Source organism: Nocardia mexicana NBRC 108244, from assembly GCF_001613165.1.
GTDB classification, from domain to species: Bacteria; Actinomycetota; Actinomycetes; order Mycobacteriales; family Mycobacteriaceae; genus Nocardia; species Nocardia mexicana.
Genome location: NZ_BDBV01000001.1, coordinates 76,926 through 100,308, shown reverse-complemented (window position 1 = coordinate 100,308; position 23,383 = coordinate 76,926). Strand labels below are relative to the sequence as shown.

Annotated in this window: 23 protein-coding genes and 1 tRNA gene; 11 read left to right on the top strand and 13 right to left on the bottom strand. The window is 69.5% G+C overall.

The genetic code is table 11. The features are described 5' to 3' along the window. Window positions 1–3: 3 nt before the first annotated feature. From NM1_RS00470 to NM1_RS00460, 3 genes are read right to left on the bottom strand one after another with little or no spacing between them, the layout of a single operon-like run. A complete protein-coding gene (locus tag NM1_RS00470) occupies window positions 4–981 on the bottom strand; it encodes a 3-oxoacyl-ACP synthase (RefSeq protein WP_068012473.1) in 978 nt (325 codons plus the stop codon). Beyond that, a complete protein-coding gene (locus tag NM1_RS00465) occupies window positions 975–2,072 on the bottom strand; it encodes an acyl-CoA dehydrogenase family protein (RefSeq protein WP_068012470.1) in 1,098 nt (365 codons plus the stop codon). Before NM1_RS00465 ends, NM1_RS00470 begins: the two co-directional genes overlap by 7 nt. Beyond that, entirely contained in the window at window positions 2,069–2,347 is a 279-nt protein-coding gene (locus tag NM1_RS00460) for an acyl carrier protein (protein ID WP_255286141.1), read from the bottom strand. The genes NM1_RS00465 and NM1_RS00460 overlap by 4 nt, the downstream gene beginning before the upstream one ends. 239 nt (window positions 2,348–2,586) lie before the next feature. Here NM1_RS00460 and NM1_RS00455 point away from each other — a divergent pair, with 239 nt between their 5' ends. Beyond that, the gene (locus tag NM1_RS00455) at window positions 2,587–3,201 is read left to right on the top strand and encodes a class I SAM-dependent methyltransferase (RefSeq protein WP_068012467.1); all 615 of its coding nucleotides are present in this window, start codon (window positions 2,587–2,589) and stop codon (window positions 3,199–3,201) included. A gap of 32 nt (window positions 3,202–3,233) precedes the next feature. Here the strand turns inward: NM1_RS00455 and NM1_RS00450 are convergent, their stop codons facing one another. Both NM1_RS00450 and NM1_RS00445 read right to left on the bottom strand, forming a co-directional pair. After that, window positions 3,234–4,334 (bottom strand): alpha/beta hydrolase family protein, encoded by a 1,101-nt coding sequence (locus tag NM1_RS00450; RefSeq protein ID WP_068012465.1) that lies wholly within the window; start codon window positions 4,332–4,334, stop codon window positions 3,234–3,236. 119 nt (window positions 4,335–4,453) lie between these two features. Further along, entirely contained in the window at window positions 4,454–5,353 is a 900-nt protein-coding gene (locus NM1_RS00445; RefSeq protein ID WP_068012463.1) for a LysR family transcriptional regulator, read from the bottom strand. 147 nt (window positions 5,354–5,500) lie between these two features. Here NM1_RS00445 and NM1_RS00440 point away from each other — a divergent pair, with 147 nt between their 5' ends. Then, window positions 5,501–6,721: an MFS transporter gene (locus tag NM1_RS00440; protein WP_147288928.1), complete on the top strand. Its 1,221-nt coding sequence runs from the start codon at window positions 5,501–5,503 to the stop codon at window positions 6,719–6,721. Between the two features lie 14 nt (window positions 6,722–6,735). After that, a tRNA-Met gene (locus NM1_RS00435) sits at window positions 6,736–6,809 on the top strand. Between the two features lie 318 nt (window positions 6,810–7,127). On the opposite strand, the gene NM1_RS00430 is transcribed toward NM1_RS00435, so the two are convergent. Further along, entirely contained in the window at window positions 7,128–8,012 is an 885-nt protein-coding gene (locus tag NM1_RS00430; RefSeq protein WP_068012461.1) for an alpha/beta fold hydrolase, read from the bottom strand. An 82-nt stretch (window positions 8,013–8,094) separates the two neighbouring features. On the opposite strand from NM1_RS00430, the gene NM1_RS00425 reads away from it, so the two are divergent. After that, a complete protein-coding gene (locus tag NM1_RS00425) occupies window positions 8,095–9,288 on the top strand; it encodes a hypothetical protein (RefSeq protein WP_147288929.1) in 1,194 nt (397 codons plus the stop codon). Here NM1_RS00425 and NM1_RS00420 read toward each other — a convergent pair. From NM1_RS00420 to NM1_RS00405, 4 genes are all read right to left on the bottom strand, one after another. Next, window positions 9,262–9,957: a cation efflux transmembrane domain-containing protein gene (locus tag NM1_RS00420; RefSeq protein ID WP_174556818.1), complete on the bottom strand. Its 696-nt coding sequence runs from the start codon at window positions 9,955–9,957 to the stop codon at window positions 9,262–9,264. The two genes, NM1_RS00425 and NM1_RS00420, sit on opposite strands and share 27 nt — an antisense overlap. Then, window positions 9,957–10,286 (bottom strand): ArsR/SmtB family transcription factor, encoded by a 330-nt coding sequence (locus NM1_RS00415; RefSeq protein WP_068012458.1) that lies wholly within the window; start codon window positions 10,284–10,286, stop codon window positions 9,957–9,959. The genes NM1_RS00420 and NM1_RS00415 overlap by 1 nt, the downstream gene beginning before the upstream one ends. A gap of 65 nt (window positions 10,287–10,351) precedes the next feature. Continuing rightward, the gene (locus NM1_RS00410) at window positions 10,352–11,308 is read right to left on the bottom strand and encodes a M56 family metallopeptidase (protein ID WP_068012455.1); all 957 of its coding nucleotides are present in this window, start codon (window positions 11,306–11,308) and stop codon (window positions 10,352–10,354) included. A gap of 264 nt (window positions 11,309–11,572) precedes the next feature. Then, entirely contained in the window at window positions 11,573–12,544 is a 972-nt protein-coding gene (locus tag NM1_RS00405) for a GlxA family transcriptional regulator (RefSeq protein ID WP_068012453.1), read from the bottom strand. Between the two features lie 98 nt (window positions 12,545–12,642). Here NM1_RS00405 and NM1_RS00400 point away from each other — a divergent pair, with 98 nt between their 5' ends. The 4 genes from NM1_RS00400 (at window position 12,643) to NM1_RS00385 (ending at window position 16,327) form a co-directional block, all read left to right on the top strand. Next, window positions 12,643–13,401, top strand: a complete 759-nt coding sequence (locus NM1_RS00400) for a DJ-1/PfpI family protein (protein ID WP_068012811.1) — start codon at window positions 12,643–12,645, stop codon at window positions 13,399–13,401. 200 nt (window positions 13,402–13,601) lie between these two features. Further along, the gene (locus tag NM1_RS00395; RefSeq protein WP_068012451.1) at window positions 13,602–15,404 is read left to right on the top strand and encodes a thiamine pyrophosphate-requiring protein; all 1,803 of its coding nucleotides are present in this window, start codon (window positions 13,602–13,604) and stop codon (window positions 15,402–15,404) included. An 11-nt stretch (window positions 15,405–15,415) separates the two neighbouring features. After that, window positions 15,416–15,739 (top strand): plasmid stabilization protein, encoded by a 324-nt coding sequence (locus NM1_RS00390; protein ID WP_068012449.1) that lies wholly within the window; start codon window positions 15,416–15,418, stop codon window positions 15,737–15,739. A 153-nt stretch (window positions 15,740–15,892) separates the two neighbouring features. Next, window positions 15,893–16,327, top strand: a complete 435-nt coding sequence (locus NM1_RS00385; protein ID WP_068012447.1) for a hypothetical protein — start codon at window positions 15,893–15,895, stop codon at window positions 16,325–16,327. A 95-nt stretch (window positions 16,328–16,422) separates the two neighbouring features. On the opposite strand, the gene NM1_RS00380 is transcribed toward NM1_RS00385, so the two are convergent. Then, window positions 16,423–17,124 carry a DUF4190 domain-containing protein gene (locus NM1_RS00380; protein WP_068012445.1) on the bottom strand — a complete coding sequence of 234 codons (702 nt, stop codon included), beginning with the start codon at window positions 17,122–17,124 and terminating at the stop codon, window positions 16,423–16,425. Window positions 17,125–17,309: 185 nt separating this feature from the next. Next, entirely contained in the window at window positions 17,310–18,110 is an 801-nt protein-coding gene (locus NM1_RS00375) for a SigB/SigF/SigG family RNA polymerase sigma factor (RefSeq protein ID WP_068012443.1), read from the bottom strand. A gap of 737 nt (window positions 18,111–18,847) precedes the next feature. On the opposite strand from NM1_RS00375, the gene NM1_RS00365 reads away from it, so the two are divergent. From NM1_RS00365 to NM1_RS00355, 3 genes are all read left to right on the top strand, one after another. Then, the gene (locus NM1_RS00365) at window positions 18,848–19,621 is read left to right on the top strand and encodes a PRC and DUF2382 domain-containing protein (RefSeq protein ID WP_068012440.1); all 774 of its coding nucleotides are present in this window, start codon (window positions 18,848–18,850) and stop codon (window positions 19,619–19,621) included. Between the two features lie 136 nt (window positions 19,622–19,757). Then, complete coding sequence (locus NM1_RS00360) at window positions 19,758–20,630, top strand: glycosyltransferase family 2 protein (RefSeq protein ID WP_169814174.1); 873 nt, start codon at window positions 19,758–19,760, stop codon at window positions 20,628–20,630. A 49-nt stretch (window positions 20,631–20,679) separates the two neighbouring features. Beyond that, window positions 20,680–21,123, top strand: coding sequence for a hypothetical protein (locus NM1_RS00355; protein WP_068012437.1), 444 nt, complete (start codon window positions 20,680–20,682; stop codon window positions 21,121–21,123). A gap of 1 nt (window position 21,124) precedes the next feature. On the opposite strand, the gene NM1_RS00350 is transcribed toward NM1_RS00355, so the two are convergent. Next, window positions 21,125–23,341: a hypothetical protein gene (locus NM1_RS00350; RefSeq protein ID WP_068012434.1), complete on the bottom strand. Its 2,217-nt coding sequence runs from the start codon at window positions 23,339–23,341 to the stop codon at window positions 21,125–21,127. Between the last annotated feature and the right edge of the window lie 42 nt (window positions 23,342–23,383).

The window sequence follows — 23,383 nt, the reverse complement described above, 5'->3', positions numbered from 1 at the left end:
CCCTCACACCCTCCGCATCAGTCCGGCGCTCCACGCGGCGACCGGGCTGCTGTTCAACAGCAGCGCGTACTCGCCCGGCATCCGGGTGGCCGCCGCGGATTCCAGGTTGACCAGCATGTCCATCGAGCCCAGGTGGCCGTAGGCCGCGAGGTTGTCCCGGCAGGCCTTGTCGATCGGGGTCTCCAGCGCCTCCTCCCAGAAGGCGAACGCGCCGGCTGACAGGTTCTGCATGAGGATCGGGCCGACCTGGCCGACTCGGATTCCGTTGCGCTCCAGCAGTTCCGGGATGATGGCGTCGAACCGTTTCTTGCTCTCGACCGCGAGCCGGAACGAGTAGGTGGATTCGTCGGCACACTCCTCGGCCCAGTCGTCCGACGGGATGTCGCGATAGTCGATCCGGAACAGATCCGCGTACTTGCCGTCGCTGCGCAGGATCTGGTCGACGAATTCCCAGCGTCCGGCGGAGGTGACCAGGAAGGCGGCCGCGCCGTCGCCGAGCAGCGTCATGGGCGGGCGGTAGCGGTTGCGCGTCGGCGTCTTGGCCGCGGCGACGACGAGAACGGTGCGGCACCGTGCGTCCCCGCGCACCAGCGCCGCGGCGAGCGACAGCGCGGCCGAGATCGAGACGCAACCGAGGTCGCCCACGCCTGCGGTGAAGGCGCGGGTGGCGCCGATGCGGTGTTGCAGCCGTGTGGTTTCCGAGGCGAGCAGGTATCGGGGCGCCCGCCCCGTCACGAGCAGCAGGGCATCGACGTCGGCGGCCTCGATGTCGGCCGCGGCCAGCGCCGACCGGGCGGCCTCGGCGGCCAGGTCCCCTTCGGTCAGGTCGTCCGCCGTCCGCACCGTGTCGATGCCCAGAGCCAGCGCGTGTTCGCGGCGGTTCGGCGGCAGATCGTGCAGCTCGGCCAGTGTTGCCACGCGCGCAGCGGCGTCGGGGAACCACGTCGCGACCGGTCCGATTCGCACCTGTTCGGTCACCATCGCGCACCCCGCAGCACGTGCTCTCCGATCGTCACCTCGGCAACCTCCTGCGCCCCCTCGATGATCTGCATGACCTTGGCATCTCGGTAGAACCTCCCGACGCGGCTGTCGGGCGCGCATCCCGCCGAGCCGAGCAGCTGCACCGCCCGGTCGCTCACCATCGCCGCGGCGTCGGCCGCCGCGTATTTGGCGGTGACGGTCGCGATGATCGAATCGGGCGATCCGGCGACGCGCTGCCCGGCCGCGCGTTCGCAGAGGGCTTGTGCGCCTTCGACTTCCACCCAGCAGCGGCCGAGCGTGGCCCGCACCGACTGATGCCGTGCGAGCGCGGTGTCGCCCTGCACGCGGGTCGCGGCGTGCGCGGCCGCGTCGGCCAGGCAGGCCCGCGCGAGCCCGACGCAGCCCCAGGCGACGGTGAACCGGCCGTGATCCAGCGCGGTGCCGACGACATGGGACAGCCCGAATCCGGGGGGCGCGAGCAGCTGCGCGGCCGGTATCCGCACGCGGTCGAACCGGACGTGCGCCAGCCGGGCGCCGCGGAGGCCGAGCGGGTTCTCGACCGGCTCCACCGTGACGCCGGGGCGGTCGCGGTCGACGAGGGCGGCACACAGCCCGTCCCCGGATCCACCGAGCACCAGGAACACGTCGGCGACCTGACCGAATGTCACCCAGAGTTTGTGTCCCGACACCAGGCGGTCGGGGCCTGCGGTCTCGAATGTCGTTGCGACGGCGGCCAGTTCGGTCCCCGCTCCGGCCTCGGTGGCGGCCAGTGCGGCGACGGCCTCCCCCTCGGTGAGGCGGGGCAGCCAGTCCTCGCGCTGCTCGGCCGTACCCCACCGGTCCAGTGCGGCCGCGGCCATGCCGTGCACCGTGACCAGTGACCGCAGGCTGGTGCACCGTTCGCCGAGGGTCGCCGTCATCCGGCCCAGTTCGCGCGCGTCCAGGCCCGCGCCGCCGAATGTCGCGGGCCGGTCGGCTCCGAGCACACCGGTCCGGGCGGCGAGCGAGATGACCTCGCCGGGAAGACCGGTGCGGTCCCATTGCGCGGCATCCGATTCCGCCGCCGCCACCAGTTTGTCGACGTCGATCACGACGGGTCGTTCCCGGACTGCTTGCGCTCGACGAACGCGGCCGCGAGGGCCGCGGTGCGGAAGTTGTCCAGGTCGAGATCCTCGACCTCGACGGAGATCCCGTAGGTTCGCTCCACGTGCACGACGATCTCCAGCGCCCGTAGCGAGTTGACCAGCCCCAGCGCGAAAATGTCGTCGTCACTGGACAACTCGGCGGAGGCGAGCGAGCCGAAGTACGCCAGCAACTCGGCCGCCAACACCTCGCGACGTCCGGTGACCGGCTCCACGTAGTCCACCAACACCCGCACCTCTCGACAAGCTTCGACGGCGAGTAGCCGCCCGGCCCAGCCCCCGCAGAACACGACAACATGGACGATGCGCGCCGACAAGCCCCCGGTTTTCCTGGCCGCGGGTACCGCAGCCGCGCTGCTACTCTCGCGCAATTCGGGCTACCTGTCGCACCGAACGTTTGACCTCGACCCGACCTGAACCAGCAATCTGTGGGTACGACAATCACGGTCAGGAAGGATGCGCGATGAACCCGCCGCCCACACCCGCAGTCAATCACCATGCCGGACACCCCGGTTTCGCCGGGCCGATCGGATCGGCGATGGGGCTCTACATGTACCTCGCCGGTCGGCGACGCGCCCGAACGGTGGTCGATCTGGCGGCCGTGACGTCGGCCGACAGTGTCGTGGATATCGGATGTGGACCGGGTGGCGCGGTCGCGGCGGCGGCGCGTCGCGGTTGTCGTGTCACCGGCGTGGACCCGTCCCCGTCGATGCTGCGACTGGCCCGAATCCTGGTGCGCGAGAAGACGATCGGCTGGATTCAGGGGTCGGCCGAGGAGCTTCCGCTCGAGGACGGCGCGGCCACCGTCGCCTGGGCGGTCGCCACCGTCCACCACTGGCCGGACGTGACGACCGGGCTCGCCGAGATCCGGCGCGTGCTGGCGCCCGGCGGCCGGCTGCTGGCGATCGAGCGGAGCGTCCGCGCCGACGCCACCGGGCTCGCCAGCCACGGCTGGACCGAGCCTCAGGCCCGGACCTTCGCCGACCTGTGCCGCACCGCCGGATTCACCGACCTGCGTGTCGATAGTCGTGCAATGGGGCGATACGAGGCCTGGGCGGTGCAAGCCCTCCGTCCGTGAACAGCGCCGAGATCCGCGAAACTGCCTGTCGGTCAGCCGAAGTGGACCTCAGGGTCGGGCGGGCTCGCGGCGTCGATCACCGGTTGAGGCAGGTTGCGCAGGTGTTCGTCGAGGAATGCGGTGACATCGCGGCGGGTCAGTTCCATCGCGCGGCGGCCGTCGATGGTCGTGTCCGGGATCTCGACGCCGAGGGCCGTGCCGATCGGGGCGTAGTCGGTGAACGACGAGTGTGAGGCGCCGTCCACGGAGATCCGGCGCTTCCAGCCCGCGAAGGTGTCGTAGGCCGCGGTCCATTTGGCGCCGTACTCGCCCTCGGGCGCATGATGCGGCGCACCCATCATCAGGAACGGCCTGTCGACGGCCCGGCCGTGGGGCACCGCGGGGAAGGTGCCGTCCAGGTTGAATCCCGCGCGGATCCTGGGATCCTCGGCGAGGGCGTACGGTGCGGCGAAACCTCCGGCGGAGTGTCCGCCCATCGCGATACGGGCCGGGTCGATCGGCAGTCGGCTCGTCAGCTCGTCCAGAACGAAGGAGACATCCCGCGCGCGGCCGACCGAGATCGCCGCGAAGTCCGGGCGACCACGGCACGCCACACATTCGGTGACGCGGCCGTCCGGGAAGGTCACGGCGGCGGTCTCGTAGGTGTGGTCGATGCCCAGGACGAGGTACCCACGCGCGGCGAGCTCCTCGGCGAGGCCCGTCAGCGAGGCGCGGGGCATGGCGAATCCCGGCGAGAGCACCACGGTGGGCAGGGGATTACCCCATCTCGGCGCGTCCACGAACGCGTGGGTGCGGATCATGCTGAACGCCTCCGGCGCAACGTCTTCGAGGCGCAGCGAGGAAATCTGCAGCGCCGATTCCCGCGGTGTGGCGTAACCGTCCGGTCGGCCGATCGGCGCAATGGCCGGATACCAGGCCGAGACCATCAGCTCGCGGCTGAGCTCCGGAACCCAGGGGTCGGGGCGATCATCGATCAGATGGAACTCCTGAACGCCGACCGGAAACGGGCCGGTCGGGGCGGGTAGCGCCGAACCGGGATCGAAACCGGGGGCGGCCGATGTGACAGGGGCTGTCGCGAGGCACAGTGTCGCGGCGAGAACGGCTGCGGAGGCGTGGAAACGGGTGAAACGCACGGGCTCGCTTTCGATTCGACTCGATCTTGTTCATCCGAGTCTCGTCGGCAACCGGCTCCCCGCGCATCAGGTGGATCCCTGAATTCGGCGACGTAGCTTCCGGTCCGAGGGCGCGTGTACTAGTTCCTTTTCGGCGGTCGCGATCGGGCCCAGGTGCGGCGGAGTTCGGCGAGGACGACCTCCAGGGCCGGGCCGGGGTGGCGGCGGGGGTGTGTGGCCATGTGGATATCGCAGGCGGGCAGGTCGGGGCCGGGGATGATGCGCAGTTCGCCGGAGCGGATCTCGGATTCGGCGCTGATCGCCGGGAGGGCCGTCCAGCCCAGTCCGACGGCGACGCAGCGCTTGATGGCCTCGATGCTGCCGAAGCGGGAGCGGCGCCCGGGGCCCGCGCCGGTCGCGGCGAGATGGTTCGCGACGTCGTCGCTGTAGCCGCAGCCCTCCTCGATGAGCAGGGCGTCGCGCCCGGCCAGTTCGGCCCACGTCGTCGAATCACCGATCCGCGCACCGTGATCGACCAGGATCAGCGGCTCCGTCCCGATCTTCTCCAGGGCGAGATCGGTCACCGGCGCTCGGGGCTCCATCGTGAGCGCGAGATCGGCGGTGCCGCGGCGCACCGCGTCCAGCGCGTCGCCGATGCCGCCGGGGCTGATCCATATCTGCACGTCGGGTTCCGCCGCACGGACGGCGCCGATGACGGCGGGCAGGCGGTAGGTGCACAGCGACTCCGGGGCGATCACGCGCACGGTGCCGGAGGGTCGGGAACCGCTCGGCGCGGTGAGCGCCCGCAGCCGGTCCTCCGCGGCGAGCACCTCCTCCGCGTGCGCGATCAGGCGGGCGCCGAGGTCGGTGACGACGACCCCGGAGGAGAGCCGGTCCAGCAGGCGGCCACCGAGTTGGCGTTCGAGTTTCTGCACGTGACCGGTCACGGTCGACTGGGTGTATCCGAGTTCCAGGGCCGCGTCGGTGAAGCTTCCCGACCGTGCGACGGCCAGGAAGCTGCGCAGCAGCCTGGTGTCCACCGCGCACCCCTCGTTATCGAGATTCGTGATGGCTGGGATCGTGGTTCATCGTTGGACAGAATACGGGGTCCCGCGTGATGGTGGAACCGTGCCCAGCAACAGGCCCACCGGCCCGGCCGGGGAGTGGCGGAGAGCGAGGTCGACACGATGACGCCGGAGACCGATCGCGCCGGAGCGGTATGCGAGCCGCGGCCGGCAGGAAACGCGTACCACGGCAAGGGATTTCGGATACCCTCGCCGAGCGGTTTCGCGGTGCTCCTGGCGGTGACGTTCCTCGCCTTCGTCAACTACGCGGCGCTGCTGTCGGTCGTCCCGCTGTGGTCCGCGACCGGCGGGGCGGCCAGCGTGGCCGTGGGGTCGACGACGGGGGTCATGATGGCCGCCACCGTGGCCACCCAGCTGGCCGTGCCGTGGCTGTTCCGGGTCGTCTCGCTGCGGACGATGATCATTATCGGCGCGGTGCTGCTCGGGGCGCCGACGCCGCTGTACGTGCTGTCCGCCGACCTCGCTCCGATCGCGGTGATCACGGTGGTCCGGGGTATCGGGTTCGGGCTGGTGGTCACGGCCGGAGCCACGCTCGTCGCGGACCTGGCCGCCGTCGGCAAGTTGTCCTCCGCGGCCTCGCTGTACGGCGCGGCCGCCGCCCTGCCCAATCTCGCCGCGCTCGCCGGGGGCGTATGGATCGCTCGGACATGGGGATTCTCGGTCGTGTTCTGGGGTGCCGCGGCCGCGTGCCTCGCGGGTGCGCTGCTGGCGTCGCTGTTGCCGCGCGGCCATCGCGGCGCATTCCGGTTGGGATCGATGACCGATATGCGAAGTATCGCGGTACCGATCGCGCTGTTCTTGATGACCGCCGGATCCTTCGGCGCCGCGACAACCTTTCTGCCGGTGGCACTTCCGGAGGACGGGGCCGCTTCGTGGGCGCTGCTCGCGGCATCTGTCGCCCTGGTCGCGGCGCGGCTGGGCGCCGGGGTGATCGGCGATCGTTTCGGCGCGGGCCGCCTGCTGGCGGGGTCGGTGCTGTGCTGCGCGGCCGGGCTGGCGCTCATCGCCGCCGCCCTGGCGGGAACGCACGGCCTGCTGATCGTCGGGGCCACGCTGCTGGGCGCGGGATTCGGTGCCTGCCAGAACGATTCGTTCGTGCTGACCATCCAGCTGCTCGGCACCGGCCGCAGCGGCACGGCCAGCACGATCTGGAACATCGCCTACGACGGCGGGCTGGGACTCGGCGCCGTCGCCCTCGGCTGGGTCATCGGCGCCGCGGGATACGCCGGGGCCTTCCTCTGCGCGGCCGCCGGTATCGGCGTGCTCGCGGCGTTTCTTGCCCGGATACCGGCGCGATTAGGGGACGACGGCACCGGCGTGTAGGGTGATAAGTACGACGCGGGGTAGAGCAGCTCGGTAGCTCGTTGGGCTCATAACCCAGAGGTCGCAGGTTCAAATCCTGTCCCCGCTACTAGGGAAACGGCCCGGAACTATTTGGTTCCGGGTCGTTTTCGCGTTGGTTCGGCATCACGGTTGGCATCATTGGTCGGATGCAGCCGATGTCTCCTCCGCCGCCGCAGCCCAAGAAGCCCAAACTCGGGTTGATCGTCCTTATCGTGCTCGGCGTCGTCGTGCTGCTGTTCGTTCTCCTCTACGTCATCGGCTTTCTCTCGTTCATCACCTCGCACAGGGACGCGGAGGGCGGTGGCAGGGCCGCCACCACCTCCAGCTTCGTTGCTCCCTCGCACGGGAGGGCTGGCCTGGACTGTCCGTCCGCAGTGGCCGATGCTCAGTCCCGGGCCGCTTTTCGCACCGCGGCCATGACGTCGTGGCAGACGGCCGCTCCGATGCTGTGCCCGTAGCCGTCGAGGATATGCGGTGTGCACGAGGGGATTTCGTCGATGAGGCGGCGGGCGATCGCCACCGGTACATTCCGATCCGCCGCGCCGTGCCAGAGTTCGACGGGCACGGTGATGTCGGACAGCGCGAAGCCCCAGGGGCGCGTGATCATCGCCAGTTCCTCGGTTGCCGCTCGGCCGCCGTCGCGCAGGGCGTCCGCGGCGGCTCGGGTGAGCCAGGTGGTGTCGACCCGATCCAGCGCCTGTCGCTCGGCTTCGAGGGCGTGGCTGCGCATCGAACGCTCCCACCGCTGCGCCTTCGCCGGGTCTCGCAGCATCCGGCCGAGCATCAGCATCTGCAGGCGCAGCAGCCAGGGTGCGCGCCTGGCCAGGGTGATCAGCCTGCGATTGGTGGTACCCATGCCCTCGCGGACGTTCTTCTCGTGGGCCGGTCCCATGCCCGCCACCACGATGGCGGTGGTCAGACGGTCCGGCCGGGCATGCGCGAGAGCGAAAGTGTGTGGTGCGCCGCCCGATTCGCCGACGACGGCGAAGCGGTCGAGACCCAGGTCGTCGGCGAGCCGCGCGAGGTCGTCGGCGTAGCCGAGCAGTGAGCGGCGCGGGTCGGCAGTCGAATTCCCGATGCCCGGCTTGTCGACGGAGATCCACCGGACCCCGGCGTCGCGGGCGGGGGCGTCGTATATGCCGCCGAGGAGCCCGGAGGCGGGCCATCCAGGCACGTAGACGCACGGCACACCGTCGGGATCGCCGAACTCGTAGTATCCCAGGCGCCGACCATCACTCAGTCGCACGGAGCGTGCGTGCGCGGTTTCCATGTGGTCGATTCTCGCGGCGATTGCCTGCCGGGCAAAACCGCGCGGGCCGCCTCAGGCGTGGGAATGCGGTTGGATGTCCGTCGTGGACACTGTGGACTTCGCGCGTGTCGTGGCCGAGTTCGGTCCCGGTTCGGCGCTGCTCGTCGAGCCGGGTTCGGCTGCCGCGGCCCATGTTCCGGCGCGGTGGGCCGGTGTCGCGGGCGGCCCCGACGCCCGCGCCCGGTGCGCCGCCGCGGTGGCGCTGTGGAACCTCGACATGTTCGTGGATGTGGTGCGGCGGTTCGGCGACGTGCTGGACGAATGCCTCGACGACGTGCGCGTATGCCTGCTGCGCGGGGACTGGGTATTGCTGTACGCGCTGCGGAAACCGTTCCAGCCGCACGAGTTTCGGATCGGATGGGATCCCGCGACCTTCGGCGCGGACCGGCCGCCGCACTGGGACGCCCTGCCCGAGGCGCTGCGAGTCTTCCTGAGCACGGTGCACGCGGGATTCACCGATCTCGACGGAATCTCCTTCGGTCCCACCAGACCCCGCGACATGCGGACCTACCGTGAGCTGAAACTCGCGGAGCCGGTGCGCAATTGGGAAGCGGGCGAGGATATTTCGGGAGACCGGGCGATGCTGATCGCCAAGGGGCTCGGGGATACGTGCTACTTCGCCTCTCCGGACCTGCCGGACGGGACCGTCGGCTGGGAGTACGGCGGAAATATGGAGCGGCCGCGGGATTTCGCGCAGACCTTCGACGATCTGATGAGCTACGGCTTCGAACTCGAGCGCGATCACCCGCCCGAGCCCGATGCGCCCGCGGAGCCGCCGACATCGGACGAGTTGCTGCCGATCGAGTCGATGCCGCGCGTGGCGAGGGCGGTGGCGTGGACCCGCGAACTCACCGAAGACGCTGCGCGCGAACGCACTCGCGACCTCGTCGCGGAACTGCTCGACGCCCTGGGTGGGCAGGTGCGGATACACCCGCAGGGCGGCCTCGACGGCGAACTGCTGCTGCCGCTGGACGACGACGCGGGCACCGTCTACATGGGCGAGCGGCTGGAAACCCGCTATCTCCTCGACCCCCCGCCCCCGGATCGCGCGGAAATCTACCCGCCCGTGATCGTCCGCACCTGGGAGCGCAACGGCTGGGATGTCACGCTGTCGACGGATCCCGACGGCATCGTCGCCCAGGCCCGCACCCCCGACTGGTTCGAACTCACCCTGACCCACCGCGACGACGCCCTGCGCCTCACCGTCATCTCACCCGGCTTCCTTCGGCCGCTCTGAGCAGCAGGCCGTTGCGTGGCCGGAAGTTGTTGTGGCGCAGCAGGTGTCGCCTCGCCAGGCGTTCATGCCCTCCTTGGTCGCGATGACCGCGATCACCAGTGCGGCGATCGGGTCCGCCCACGACCAGCCGAACAGCCAGTTGAGCAGCAGGCCGACCAGCAGGACCGCGGACAGGTAGGTGCACAGCAGGGTCTGCTTGGAGTCGGCGACCGCCGAGGCCGATCCCAGCTCGCGTCCGGTGCGCCGCTGCGCCCACGACAGCACCGGCATGACGGCCAGACTCGCCGCGGCCAGCCCGATTCCGAGCGGGGAGTGCCGTGCCTCGCCGAGGCCGAGCAGCGACCGGATCGCGTCGACGGTCACGTAGGCGGCCAGGGCGAAGAAGGAGAACGCGATGATGCGCAACGCCACCCTCTCCCGCGCCTCGGGATCGCGCCCGGCGAACTGCCACGCCACCGCCGCGGCCGAGGACACCTCGATGACCGAATCCAGCCCGAACCCGATCAGCGCCGCCGACGACACCCGGGTGCCCTCGGCGAGCGCGACGATCGCCTCGAGCACGTTGTAGGAGATCGTCGCGGCCACGAACCAGCGGATCCGCCGGGACAGCACGGCCCGGCGTTCGATGCTCGGACCCGTCGGCGCGAGCGGCATCCCGAGCGCCGACATCAGCAGCAGTCCTCTGCGTCGGCGGCGGCGCAGCAGGCCGGGTCCACGGCGAGGACCAGGCCCACCAGATCGTCGAGGGCGCGGCCGATGCGCGGATCGGCCAGCTCGTACCGGGCGCGGCGCCCCTCCGGGACCGCGACCACGAGCCCGCAGCCGCGCAGGCAGGCGAGGTGATTGGACAGGATCTGGCGCGAGACCCCGATCTTGTCGGCCAGCTCCGACGGGTATCCGGGTGCGGCTCGCAGGCTGAGCAGGATCCGCGTGCGCGTCGAATCCGACAGGGCGTAGCCGAACCGGGACAGCGCGTCGCTGTGCGTCAGGGTGTCCACCCTCAAAAGGTACAGCGGATTCTGTATTCAGGACAAGGTGTACCGATTCGGGCGATGGATCCCGCTCAGCAGCTGCCCGCCACGCCGAGGCCGGTGACCGCGGCCAGCACGGCGGCGGAGGGGCCGAGCGCGGAGGCGGCGACGGCGGCGAGCAGCAGGAGGCGAATCCGGATCCTGCGGGCCGTGGCCGCCGGTGCGGCGAGCCGTTCGACGCGGGTGACGAGACCGATATCGGCGGCCGTGGCGATCCGGTCCTCGCGCATCCGGCCCGGTGTCATGGTCACCAGCGCGTTGATCAGCGCGTGCCGGCCGTAGGTGCGGACCGCATGGTCGTCGGCACACATTTCGAGGAGCCGGGCGACCTCCACGGCGCCGATACGGAACACCTCGAGGCGGGGGAGGACGGCCGCGAGGCCCCGGGTCAGCGACAGCAGGACGTGATGGCGGCCGAGCAGATGCGCGCGTTCGTGCGCCAGGACCGCGTCCAGCTGTCGCTCGTCGAGGACAGCGAGCGCCCCCGTGGTGACGACGACGGCATGCGGCCGCCCGGCCACCGAGTAGGCGGCCGGTTCGCCGACGTCGACGACGACGGCGTCGAGCCCGGGATCGTGCCGTCCCGCCGCCCGTGCCAGCCACGCGTGCTCGTGCGTGCTGGAGCGCGCCCGCACCAGCAGCCCGATCAGCCGCGCCACCAGCACGATCGTCGCCAGCCCGGCGAACCCGGCCAGGCCGATCACACCGCCCTGCGCCACCGGCCCGTAGCGGCCGGTCATCTCGTTGTGCAGGTCGGTGTAGCAGGCCTCCAGGACCAGTGGCTCGGACATGACCGTGTGGATCACCACGGAGGCGATCAGGGTGACCACCGCGCCGATCCAGGCCGCCAGCACCGAACCCAGCACGCACACCCACGCGGTGAGACCGAACTTCGGCGCCACCCCGGTGTGCGTGAGCCGGACCAGCATTCGGGGTGCCAGCACCGCAACGGTGAAACCGTATGCGAGCAGGCAGGTTTCGATGGTCATCGCAACGTCCGATATCCGTCGGCCGCGGGCGCGGCCCGTCGCGGGTTGCCCGGGGATGCGGGCACACGGACCTGTTGCACGGGCGCTCCTTCAGATTCTGCGACAGCGAACCATGATCAACAGGTTAACGGGCCGGAAATGGCGGAGAAATCGGCCCGGCGCCGGGATCCCGGCTCTGCCCGGGGTGACCAGCGTGAACCGACCTCCGCGGGATGTGACGAAAGTTATTCCTAGAGTTGGGAACGTCGCCGGGAGACGCGGGTCTCAGCTCGACGCCGAGACGGCGCACCGGTAGGTGCGGCGGTACGCCGAGGGCGCGGTGCCGTAGTGGTCGAGAAAGGTCTGCCGCAGCGTCTCGGTCGAGCCGAAACCGCAGCGGCGGGCCACGGCGGTCAGCGGGAGATCCGTGCTCGACAGCAACTGGGCCGCCGCCTCGGTGCGCACGGCGCGGACGTAGCGGCTGGGCGTGGTACCGAGGTGCGTGTCGAACAGCCGGCTGAGCTGGCGCGTGCTGGTGCCCGCCCGGGCGGCGAGCGCGGCGGTGCCCAGGTCCGCGCCGAGGTTCCCGGCGATATGCGCGGTCAGATCGCGGACCACGCGGTGCTCGGGCGGCGGCGCGGCGAGAAACATGCTGACCTGCGCCTGATTTCCGGGACGCTGCAGATAGACGACCAGGCTCCGGGCCAGCTCCCGCGCCAGGGTCGGGCCGTGATCCTCCTCGATGAGGGCGAGGGACAGGTCGAGCGCGCTGGTCACCCCGGCCCCGGTGTACACCGGCCCGTCCTTGACGAACAGCGGCGCCGGATCGACCGTCACCCGCGGATACTGCCGCGCGAGTTCGTTCGCGTACTGCCAGTGGGTGGTCGCCCGCCTGCCGTCCAGCAGGCCCACCGCGGCCAGCACGAAGGCGCCGGAGCAGATCGAGGCGACCCGCCGGCTGCTGGCGGCGAGCCTGCGCACGTGGGCGAGCGTCGGGCCGTCGGTGACCACCGTCCTGCTGCCCGGGCCGCCCGCGACGATCAGGGTGTCGAGCGGGCCGTCGATCCGGTCGAGCCGATGCGGAGCCAGCAGGGTCATTCCGGAGCTGCTGTGCATCGGGCCCTGCTCCGGACCGGCCAGTCGCACCCGGTAGCCCGGAGTCGCGCCGAGGCGGTTCGCGACGTCGAAAGCGTCTGCCGTACAAGCAATTTCGAGCAGCATCGCATCGCTGTAGCCGACAATGACGACCGGGCGCATATCATCGACGCTACTCGACTCCGTCCGATCGGACACGTTTCGCAGGATTCCGGACACGGCGGCCCACGGACCCGCCGGGCCCGGACATGCTGGGGCACATGACGGATGACACGAAGACCATTGCCTGCCTGGTGTTTCCGGGCGTCGACCCGCTGGATCTGATCGGCCCGATGCAGGCGCTCGGCCTGGTCGGCTACCTCGGCTCGGGCTGGCGCACGGTCACGGTCGGGGCGCGGATCGAGGCCCACGAGACCGAGGGCGCGCTGCGCATCACACCGAGCCACACCTTCGCGGAGGTTCCCACTCCCGACGTGCTGGTCGTCCCCGGCGCCAGCACCCCGGCGTTCCGCGCCATGGCCGACGAGCACCTGCTCGACTACCTCCGCACCGCCGCGGCACACGCCGAGATCACCGCGTCCGTGTGCTCCGGTTCGCTGCTGCTCGGCGCGGCCGGGCTGCTGCGGGGTAGGCGGGCCACGACGCACTGGACGGCATTCGACCTGCTGGCGGAGTTCGGGGCCGAACCGGTGCGCGGGCGCTGGGTGCGCGACGGCCGGATCGTCACCGCGGGCGGGCAGTCCGCCGGGATCGACATGGGGTTGTACCTGGTCGAGCAGCTGGCGGGCACGGACGTGGCCAGGCTGGCCCAGTTCGCCATGGAATACGACCCGGAGCCTCCGCTCGGGCCGCTGGACTGGGAGCAGGCGCCGCACGAGTTCTTCGCTCCGCTCGCGGAGTCCTGGGTGACCGACGGGCTCACCGAAAAGCCGGAACTGGCAGCACGTCTCGTAGCCCGGCTGCGCGCGGCTGCCGCGGCCGGGCAGCAGGCCGCGGTGCGGCAGGAGGTCGGCGGATGACGGGTGAGCGCTGCCGAGGACCGGTGCTCTCGCTCGACCGCCCCGCGTAGCTCGCGGCGGCGATCGAGAACCTCCTCGAAGGCCCGGTCGCGATAACGCGCGAATAGCGGTGACTGATTCCGCACGCCCTGATTGACCCCCCGTTTCCCGGGTATTCGCGCAAATGCGCCCGGGACCACTCGAAACGGATAGGAGGGGCCATGGCTCAGCAACAGGTGGGCGATTTCGTCGTACAGCGGCTGCGGGAATGGGATGTCGATCAGGTCTTCGGATATCCCGGCGACGGGATCAACGGCCTGGTGGCGGCGTTCGGCCGGGCCGACGACGGCCCGGAGTTCATCCAGGCCCGGCACGAGGAGATGTCGGCGTTCCAGGCCACCGGGTACGCGAAGTTCAGCGGCAGGGTCGGGGTGTGTACGGCCACCTCCGGGCCCGGCGCCATCCACCTGCTCAACGGGCTGTACGACGCCAAGCTCGACCACGTTCCGGTGGTCGCGATCGTCGGCCAGACGGCCCGCAGCGCCATGGGTGGCAGCTATCAGCAGGAGGTCGACCTGCAGAGCCTGTACAAGGACGTCGCCTCCGACTACCTGGTGGAGGTGAACGTCTCCGCGCAGCTGCCGAATGCGCTGGACCGCGCGATCCGCGTCGCGCTGACGCGGCGCGCGCCCACCGCGGTGATCATTCCCGCGGATCTGCAGGAGGAACCGTACGAGCCGCCCGCGCACGAGTTCAAACAGGTCCCGTCGAGCCCGCCCGGGCCCGTCCGGACCGCGACGCTGGTGCCCCCGGCCGACGAGATCCGCCGTGCGGCAGAGATTCTCGATGCCGGGTCCAAGGTGGCGGTACTGGTCGGTCAGGGAGCCAGGGGCGCCGCGGCCGAAATCGCCGAGTTCGCCGACCGCACCGGCGCCGGTGTCGCCAAGGCCCTGCTCGGCATGGATGTGCTGCCCGACGACCTGCCGTACGTCACCGGCCCGGTCGGACTGCTCGGCAGCCGCCCCAGCTACGAGCTCATGCGCGACTGCGACACTCTGTTGATCGTCGGCTCGAACTTCCCCTACAGCCAGTTCCTGCCCGACTTCCGTCAGGCGAGAGCCGTAGAGATCGATATCGACGGTGCCTTCATCGGCATGCGGTACCCGACCGAGGTGAACCTCGTCGGTGACGCCAAAGCCACTCTCGCCGAACTGATTCCGCTGGTGCAGCGCAAACAGGACCGGTCGTGGCGGGAGACGGTCGAGAAGAACGTGGAGCGCTGGTGGCAGGTCGTCGAGCGGCAGTCGATGCTCGACGCCCGTCCGGTCAATCCGATGCGGGTCGTGTGGGAGCTGTCCGAGCGCATCCCCGGCAATGCCATCGTGACCGCGGACTCGGGATCGTCCACCAACTGGTATGCCCGGTGCCTGCGGATGCGCGGGGATATGCGGGGATCGCTGTCGGGGACGCTGGCCACCATGGGGCCCGGGGTTCCCTACGCCATCGGGGCGAAGTTCGCGCATCCCGACCGCCCGGCGATCGCCCTGGTCGGCGACGGCGCCATGCAGATGAACGGCATGGCCGAACTGCTCACCATCGCCCGCTACCGGAGCCGGTGGTCCGATCCGCGCCTGATCGTGTGCGTCTTCCACAACAACGACCTCAACCAGGTCACCTGGGAGCTGCGCGCGATGGGCGGGGCGCCGAAATTCGAAGAGTCCCAGTCGCTTCCGGACATCTCCTACGCCGAGGTCGCGCGCTGCGCCGGGCTGTCGGCCATCGCCGTCGACAATCCCGACGATCTCGGTCCGGCGTGGGATCGGGCCCTGGCCGCCGACGAGCCGGTGCTGCTCGACGTCCGATGCGACCCGGAGCTGCCGCCGATCCCGCCGCACGCCACCTGGGAACAGATGAAGGACACCGCCTCGGCGCTACTGCGCGGCGACCCGGATGCCGGGCACGTGATGTTCCAAGGCGCGAAAACCAAAGCACAGGAACTCATCAATACGTTCCGCGACAAGTGAGGAGGCACGACATGCCCAAGGAATGGACCGCGAAACAGGAACGCGAGTATCAGCACATCAGGGAATCCGAGCGCGACCAGGGCGCGAGCGAGCGCCGCGCGAAGGAAATCGCCGCCCGCACCGTGAACAAGAATCGCGCGCAGTCCGGCCAGTCCCGCACCGCGAGCAGGTCGACGGTCAAGGACATCTCACCGCAGCGCCGGGGTGGGTTGCGTTCGCACACCGGGTCCCAGGGCCCCACCCGCGACCAGCTCTACAACGAGGCGCGGCAGCGCGGCATCAAGGGCCGCTCCAAGATGACCAAGAAGCAGCTGGCGTCGGCACTGGGCAAGTAGCGCTCCAGCCCGTCGCCGACTGGACGCGCGGTTCACTCGAAGTGCTGGCAAAAGGTGCTATCGGCAGGGACTTTGGGCACTGGGGCCGGTAGGTCCGCCGCCCGATCATCGAGACATGTCAGCGATACATGCGACGATGGGAAGGCGGCGGACGTGAGCACGAGGAACGACACTCCGGGCTTCGGTGCGGCGGCCACGCTGGTGGCGCTGCGGCTACCGGTCGGATTGCGTCGGAGAATCGGCGAATTGCGATTCCAGGGGTGGGGGAGCACCCTGCCCGTGCCCTACGCGTGCTCGGGCGGCTCGGTGGTCGTGCGGGTGGACCACGCCGATCGGACCACCTGGTGGCGCACTTTCCGCTCGCCGCATCCGGTCTCCATCCGCACCGGCCGCAGTCGGTTGACCGGGACGGGCCGGGTGGTGATGCCCGGAACGTCCGAGTACGAAATGCTGAAGGCCACCTATCAGCGGGCGCATCCGCGCAGACAGGCGTGGGGGAGCGACCCCTATGTGCTGATCGACGTGGACCGCCGCTCGTCGCTGCGGGGCGCGGCTCCCGCCACCGGCAGGCGCCGCTCGGCCGCGTAGCCCACTGAACCGCGCTCGGCGCGGCTGCCGGAGGACCTGCTTCGCCACGATGGCCGCGCGCGCCGAAAACCTTTGCGCGCACGGCCATCTCGTCGTCAGCGCGGGACCTTGCCCGTCAGCTTCCCGCCGTTGGCCTCGAACACCATGCAGGACACGCCGCGGTCGCGGTCCCAGTCCTTCTTGTTGTCGGGGTAGAGGTAGGACACGCTCAGCTGGTCGTACATCGGGCTGTTCGCCAGGGCCTGCTCGATCTTGGTCGAGCACTGCTCCTCGGCCTGCTGGGCGACCGCGGGCTCGCCGGGCCAGGCGCCGCGCGGCAGGTCGAACTGCGCGATGATCTCGCCGTCGTGCGCCTGCTCGCACGGTGACACGGTCACCGAGGTCATGCGCTTGCCGTCCTCCATGCCGCCCACGCAGTCGCCCTCGCGCAGTCGCGAGACCGATTCCGAGCCGCCGCTGGTGACCTCACCCGAGGCGTCCCGCTGCTCCGAACTGCCGGCCGCGGCGACGAAGCCGATCACGCCGACCGCCACCCACACCGCCGTCAGCGCCAGACCGGCGATCGCGAATCCCTTTCCGCGCTGGCCCGTTTTCTTGATCTGGACCAGTGCGATGATGCCGAATACGGCCGCCAGTCCGCACACCCCGCCGATGATGCCCAGCACCAGAGAGGCGATCGCGAGGCCGTTGGTGCCCTGCTGCCGCGGTGCCTGTGCGAAGTTGCCGCCGGGCGCCGGTGGATAGCCGCCGGGCGGTGGTACGGGTTGCGAAAAGCCCTGCGGCGGTTGTTGATTCATGTGCAACGATTCCCCTCCCAGGAATCCGTGCTCGCCCCGGTGGCGAGTCGACCGCCTACCGTACCGTCATGGTCGTCCGATCGTCGCGTCGGCCGGAGCGTGAGGTCCGCAAACCGCTAGTCCCAGCCCTGGGAGGATGTGTCCTTGACTTACCTTGTCGCAGAGCGTAATTCGTGGTTGCGGCTTCAACCGTCTGCCGGAAGGGCTTGGCAGCGAAGTCGATCCAGCGTTCGGAACAGGCGCCGCGAGACGCTGATCTGTGATGCGCCGATCCGCTGCGCGATCTGCGTCTGCGACATCGACTCGTAGAACCGCATGACGAGCAGCTCCCGCTCGTGTTCGGGAAGCTGTGTCAGCAGCGGCCGCAGGGTCATCGCCTCCTCGATCAGCGAGTAGCACGGCTCCTCGACCGAGTACGCCTTGGCGGGCGTGCCGGGGGTATCGTCGTCGTCCGATCCCGTATCGATCGGGTCCGATCGGTAGCCGTTGGAAGCCAGTTGCGCCAAGGTCAATTCGTCGGTACCCACGCCCAGCTCCGCCGCGACCTCCGCGCACGTCGGCGCCCGTTTCAAACGGTGGGTCAGCGATTCGGCGGCCGCCGCGGTCCGCGAGTTCAGGTCCTTCACCGGGCGGGGGACATGCACCGCCCAGGTGTAGTCGCGAAAGTGTCGGCGCACCTCGCCCATGATCGTCGGAATCGCATATGCCAGAAAGGGTTTCCCTCGGGAGACGTCGAACCGATCGACCGCCAGCACGAGTCCGAGCCGGGCCGCCTGCTCCAGGTCGTCGACGTTCTCGTTTCGTCCCGAGAACCTGCGGGCTATATGGTCGGCGAGCGGCAAACCCTGTTCGATGATGCGGGCCCGCAACGCTTTTCGTTGCGGACCGTCGGCCTCCGCCATCCGGTGGAACCAGGGTTCCAGATTCTCGTACCCGCGAGCTCTGTCCAGCGCATCGGACGGCTGTCGTTGCGTCGCCGTTCTCATCCCTGCCTCCTCGGTCCCGTTCCTGGCTCCGTGATCCCAGCTTCGCGGCGCCGGAGCATGCTCGCCAGCAACCGGGACCAAGGTCCGGGAAAATCGCGACCAATGGCAGATCTGCGTGGGATTACCGCAGGTACGTAAGGCACACGGCATGGTGCCGGGGACCGCGATCCCCGATGCGTGTTACCTAGGGCCCTCGTTCAGCTACTTCCAGATGGGAAGAGCTCTGGTGTCGGCCCCGGACGAGGAGCTGCATTCGGAATCGATGGGAAAGCAGGCAGCAGTGGACATCTTCGAGAACTACGCGAGTATCGGTGCCGTCGAGTGGCCCGAGCCCAGTCCGTTGAAATCATGGTGGGACAGCGTGATGTTTGCACGCGATGGGTCCGGTGGTCTGCCGGGCGTCGCGGGATCCGGCGCCGCGGCGCCGCGAGGTGCGGTTCGGCCGCGTATCAGCGGGGCGTAGCCGGTTTGCGGGGCGGGATACCGGGTACTTGCCGGGATGTAGCCGATGTTCGTCGCCTGCGATGAACGGCAGGTCGGCGGCATCTTCTACCGGACCGCTCGACGGCTGTGTGTTCGTCGGCAGGCGTCGAATCGGCCATCGCGGACATGAGGTGCCGCGCCGGTGACCGGGCGGCATCTCGTCAACCGAATGAGGACAATCTCCGAACCATGCGGTGCGCGCCGCGCCGCCTCGCCATGGGCGCGGCCCGGCACCGGCGTACAGGAGGAGAGTCATGACACACGCAACGTTGGAATCCGTAATCGGTAGTACCGCATACGATTCCGCCGGCGAGAAGATCGGCAAGGTCAAGAAGATATACCTCGACAACTCCACGGGCGAGCCGACGTGGGCGGCGGTGTCGACGGGTCTGTTCAGCGGCGATTCGATGGTGCCGCTGGCGGGCGCCCAGCACCGGCCGGAGGCCGAGACGCTGCAGGTTCAGGTGGACAAGGACCACGTCAAGTCCGCGCCCTACCTGGACGACGACGGCCACATCACCCGGGAGTCCGAACAGGAGTTGTTCGCCCACTACGGCGTCGACTCCCGCCGCGCCGGGTGGACCGCCTACGGCCGTCAGCAGATTCGGCCCGGATCCGACGAGCCGATGACGCACGGGTACGGCAACGACGAGATGATCCGCTCGGAGGAGCGACTTCAGGTCGGCACCGAACGACAGGAGGTCGGGACCGCGCGACTGCGCAAGTACGTGGTCAGCGAGGACCAGACCGTCGACGTGCCCACCACCCATGAGGAGGCGCGCATCGAGCGCGAACCCATCACCGATCCGGCGCATATGCGTCAGCCGGAGATCGGTGAGCAGGAAAGCGAGGTCACGCTGCACGAGGACCGGGTGACCGTGCACAAGGAATCGGTGCCGGTCGAGCGGGTCCGCCTCGAGGTCGACGAGGTCGAGGACCAGCGCACCGTCTCCGACACCGTGCGTAAGGAGCGGATCGAGGCGGAAGGCGTGGAGACCGAGAAGAATCGTGGCAGAGACGAACGCTGACAATTGCGCAATTGAATACCCACTGAGAGGCCGGGGTAAACCCCGGCCTCTCGCGTATATCCCCCCAAATTCCGCCGTCCTGAACCATCCGCCATTCTTTTGTATGGTTGTCCGCGCATTAGCTGAAGGGAGCGCTGTGACGGTGCCATCGGTGTCGGTCGTCATCCCGGCACACGTGACGACGGCCGAGAGCCTGGGATTTCTGGACGTGCAACTCGCGGCGCTGGCGGAACAGGACTATTCGGGCCCTTTCGAGGTGGTCATCGCCGACAACGGATCGCCGATCGGTCTGCGCGATCATGTCGCCGGTCATTCGCTGAAACAGCGGCTGAGCCTGCGTTACGTGGACGCTTCGGGAGATCGGGGCGCCGCGTACGCACGCAATATCGGCGCCGCCGAGGCGAGCGGTGACGTGCTGCTCTGCTGCGATCACGACGACCGCGTGTATCCCGAGTGGATCCGCCGCCTGGTCGAATTTCTCGATACCGGATACGACCTGGTGAGCTGCGCCGTCGAGGGCCGTTCGCTCAATCGGGACAATCCGCGCACGGTGGCGGATATGGCCGAGCCCGAGGCCTTCCAGCCGCCCGGAGTGGTGGTTCCGATCGTGCTGGGCGGCAGCATGGCCTGCCGCGCCGAGGTGTATCGGAAGGTGGGCGGATTGGATGTCACCTATCCGGCCAATGAGGACGTCGAATTCGGGTGGCGTGTGCATCGTCACGGTTTCCGGGTGGGATATCTGCCCGCCGCGCTGGTCGCCTACCGGTATCGGCCCGGCTTTCGCGCGGGCCTGCGGCAGGGACGCGCCCGCGGACTGGGCCTGGCCCGGTTGAATGCCGAATATCCCGGCAACGGGCTGCCCGAGATCCGTCTGCCGATCGTGCTGCGCGACCTGTTCCGCGTCGGGACGGCCCGCGGCCTCGTGGGGGAGGAGCGCGGTCTGCTGCTGGGCATCCTGATCGGGCAGGTGCGCGGCGGCCTGCGGTATCGGACCCTGCGCTGGTGGTAGATGTCACCACCGATGGGAGGACCGTGCGGTCCGTGGTGAACTACCGGCCATGGGCAGCTCCTACATCGACTATCGCGAAGGCGGGTTCTGGTGTCGTGACGGCTCGGCGGAGCTGTGGCTCTACCTGCTGTCCGAGGAGGCCGACGCCGTAGCGGACCGGCCGGCCTGGCTGGCGGAGGCCGGCGCCGATTGGCGGCTGCAGGCCACCGTCGGGCTCGCGGGCTGCGTCGGCCCCTCCCTCGACAAATATCTGGGCACCGACCCAGAGCGCGTGGAAACCGTTGTGGCACTGTCGGAACGAGTATCCAGGCGGCTGCACGAGTGGTCGCCCGCGATTCCGATGGAGGTCGTGAACGGCTGGGGCACCGGCGGTGCGGGAACCCGCTACTGCCGCAATGTGGACACGGCCTGGATGCTGCGGTTCGGCGATGCCTTCCACCGCCTGCTGCGCGGCACCATCCCGGCCGATCCCCATGCGACCACGATGTACTGACCTATTTCGCTCGGCCCGCGGCCACGATATCGGCCAGTTCGCGGTCGGTCTCGCTGAGTTCCCGATCTCCCGGCGCGGGCTCGTCCCTGCGCCGGGAGCGGATGTACAGCCACTGCAGTACCCCGATTCCGGCCAGTCCGGCCCCGAAGGTGGCCGCGCCGATCTTCCACCCCGGCGGGCGCCAGGTCAGTTCCAGATCGGCGTCCTTGGTTCCGGCGGGAATATCCACGGCGACAAAGGATTTCGCCACGGTCGTGAACGGGACCGGCTTGCCGTCGAGGGTGACGCGATAGCCGGGCCAGCCCAGGCGGGCGAACACCACGCGGCCGCCGCTCTCGGAGGAGACACGCACGCGACTGTTGGTGTCGGACTCGGAAACCGAAGTGGCGGTGGCGTTCCGGGTGTCGGCGACACGGCCGTTGACCGTGGAGATCGGCCCGTTCGTCCGCTCCAGGACTGCGATGTAGCGTTCGTGGCCCGGATAGTCGACCCACTTCCAGCCCTCGGGCGCAGGCTGATTCGGGACGTCGGGGAACAGCGCCCGCTGCACCACCACGCGGTCGATGAGCATGAGGTCGACCAGCGGGCGGCCGGTGCTGGGCTCCGGGGCGAACATGCGACGGTAGGCGTCGGGGCAGACGCTGGAATCCCAGCGCATGCACAGCATTTCGCCGAAATAGAAGTGCCCGGTCGGGGTGTAGCCGTTGACGTACTTCAGTTCCATGCCCTCGGCGTAATTGCCGAAAACCAATGAGCCGTAGGCGCCGTCGAGATTCTTGTCGCCCGGCTGCAGCAGGCCGCGTTCGCCGAGTTGCAGGGTGGTGCCGGTGAAATCGGGGAAGGCGGCGCGGGCCTCGGCGCGATTCGCGGGCAGGTTCCACCCCATCGGCGTCGGCTGGGCGGCGTTGACCTGGTAGTAGGCGATCGGGAAGATCGCGACGATGGTCAGCACGGCCGCGGCGGCCGCGCCCTTGCGCAGGCCCAGCCACACCACCCCCGCGCCGAGCGCGGCGATCGCCAGCGCCGCGACGATGTGCCGGAACACATTGTGCGGATCCGCGGAGAACGACCGCACCCACAGCGCCAGAACCAGCACACCGGCGGCGATGGCGCGATTGCGCCAATTCCGGACGGTGCCATAGCGTCCGAGCAGCACGGCCACCAACACCAGCAGGCCGATCGCCAGCATCGGTAGCACGCGCACCGGCCAGCGCAGCGGACCGATCGTGCCGGGCCCGGCGGTCCACATCAGCATGATGATCGTGAACAGCGCGACCGCGGACAGCTCCTTCCACGCCTCACGCGCCCGGCGCCAATCGATGAACGCCAGGGCGGGAATCAGGAACCAGGCGATATAGGTGACCGGCATCGGCTGGATGTAGCCCCACCAGGACGTGAACGCGGGCAGGGTGCTCGGCAGGCTGGCGTTCAGCGATTCCGACCAGGGCACCGTGAGGAACTGGTCGTTCATGATCTGCGAGGTGCCGCGCCAGGTCACCTTCGCCGCCAGCATGCTCGGCAGGAAGGTGAGCAGTCCGGCGAGACCGGCGCAGGCGGCCGCAATGGTGAGGCGCAGCACCGGTTTCCACGCGCGGCGGTACACGATCTCGCCGACCGCCACCGCGACCAGCATCAGCGCCGCCTCGACCGCCGGGAAGATGTACTGCGTCGAGATCGTGAGATACAGGTAGACGAAGACGGGGATCGGCCCCGCCTTACCGCGGGTGTAGCGCACCGACGCGGCCCACGCGTGCACCAGCCACGCCGTGCCGGTGAGCGCCGTCATCCAGCTGGCCTCGTCGAAGAACAGGAAGAAGCCCGAGAACGGGAACGCGATACCGGCCACCGCCGACCACGCCGGTCGTCCGCCGTAGGCCAGGCAGATCCGGTACACGCCGAGGGCGGCGATGATCGCGAAGATCAGCTTGACGATCGTCGCGTACAGGGCCATGTTGTCCACCGACGGTGCGATCAGGTCGATCAGCAGTTGTGGCGGATTGAACAGTCCCGCATCGTCGATGGTGTTGTTGCCCGACATCCACCGGTCCGGCCACAGCACCGGAAACTCCCCGTTCCGCATGGCGCGGCCCAGGGCCACCCACAGGCCGGTGTACTGGGATTCGGTGTCGTCGGTGAAGAAATGGCGGACATTGGCCAGCAGGACCGCGACGTATCCGACGGCCACACCGACCGCGGTGACCGCTCCCCACCGATACACGTCTCGCCGCGCAGGCTCGGCCAGCGCCACCCTCGTCACTGC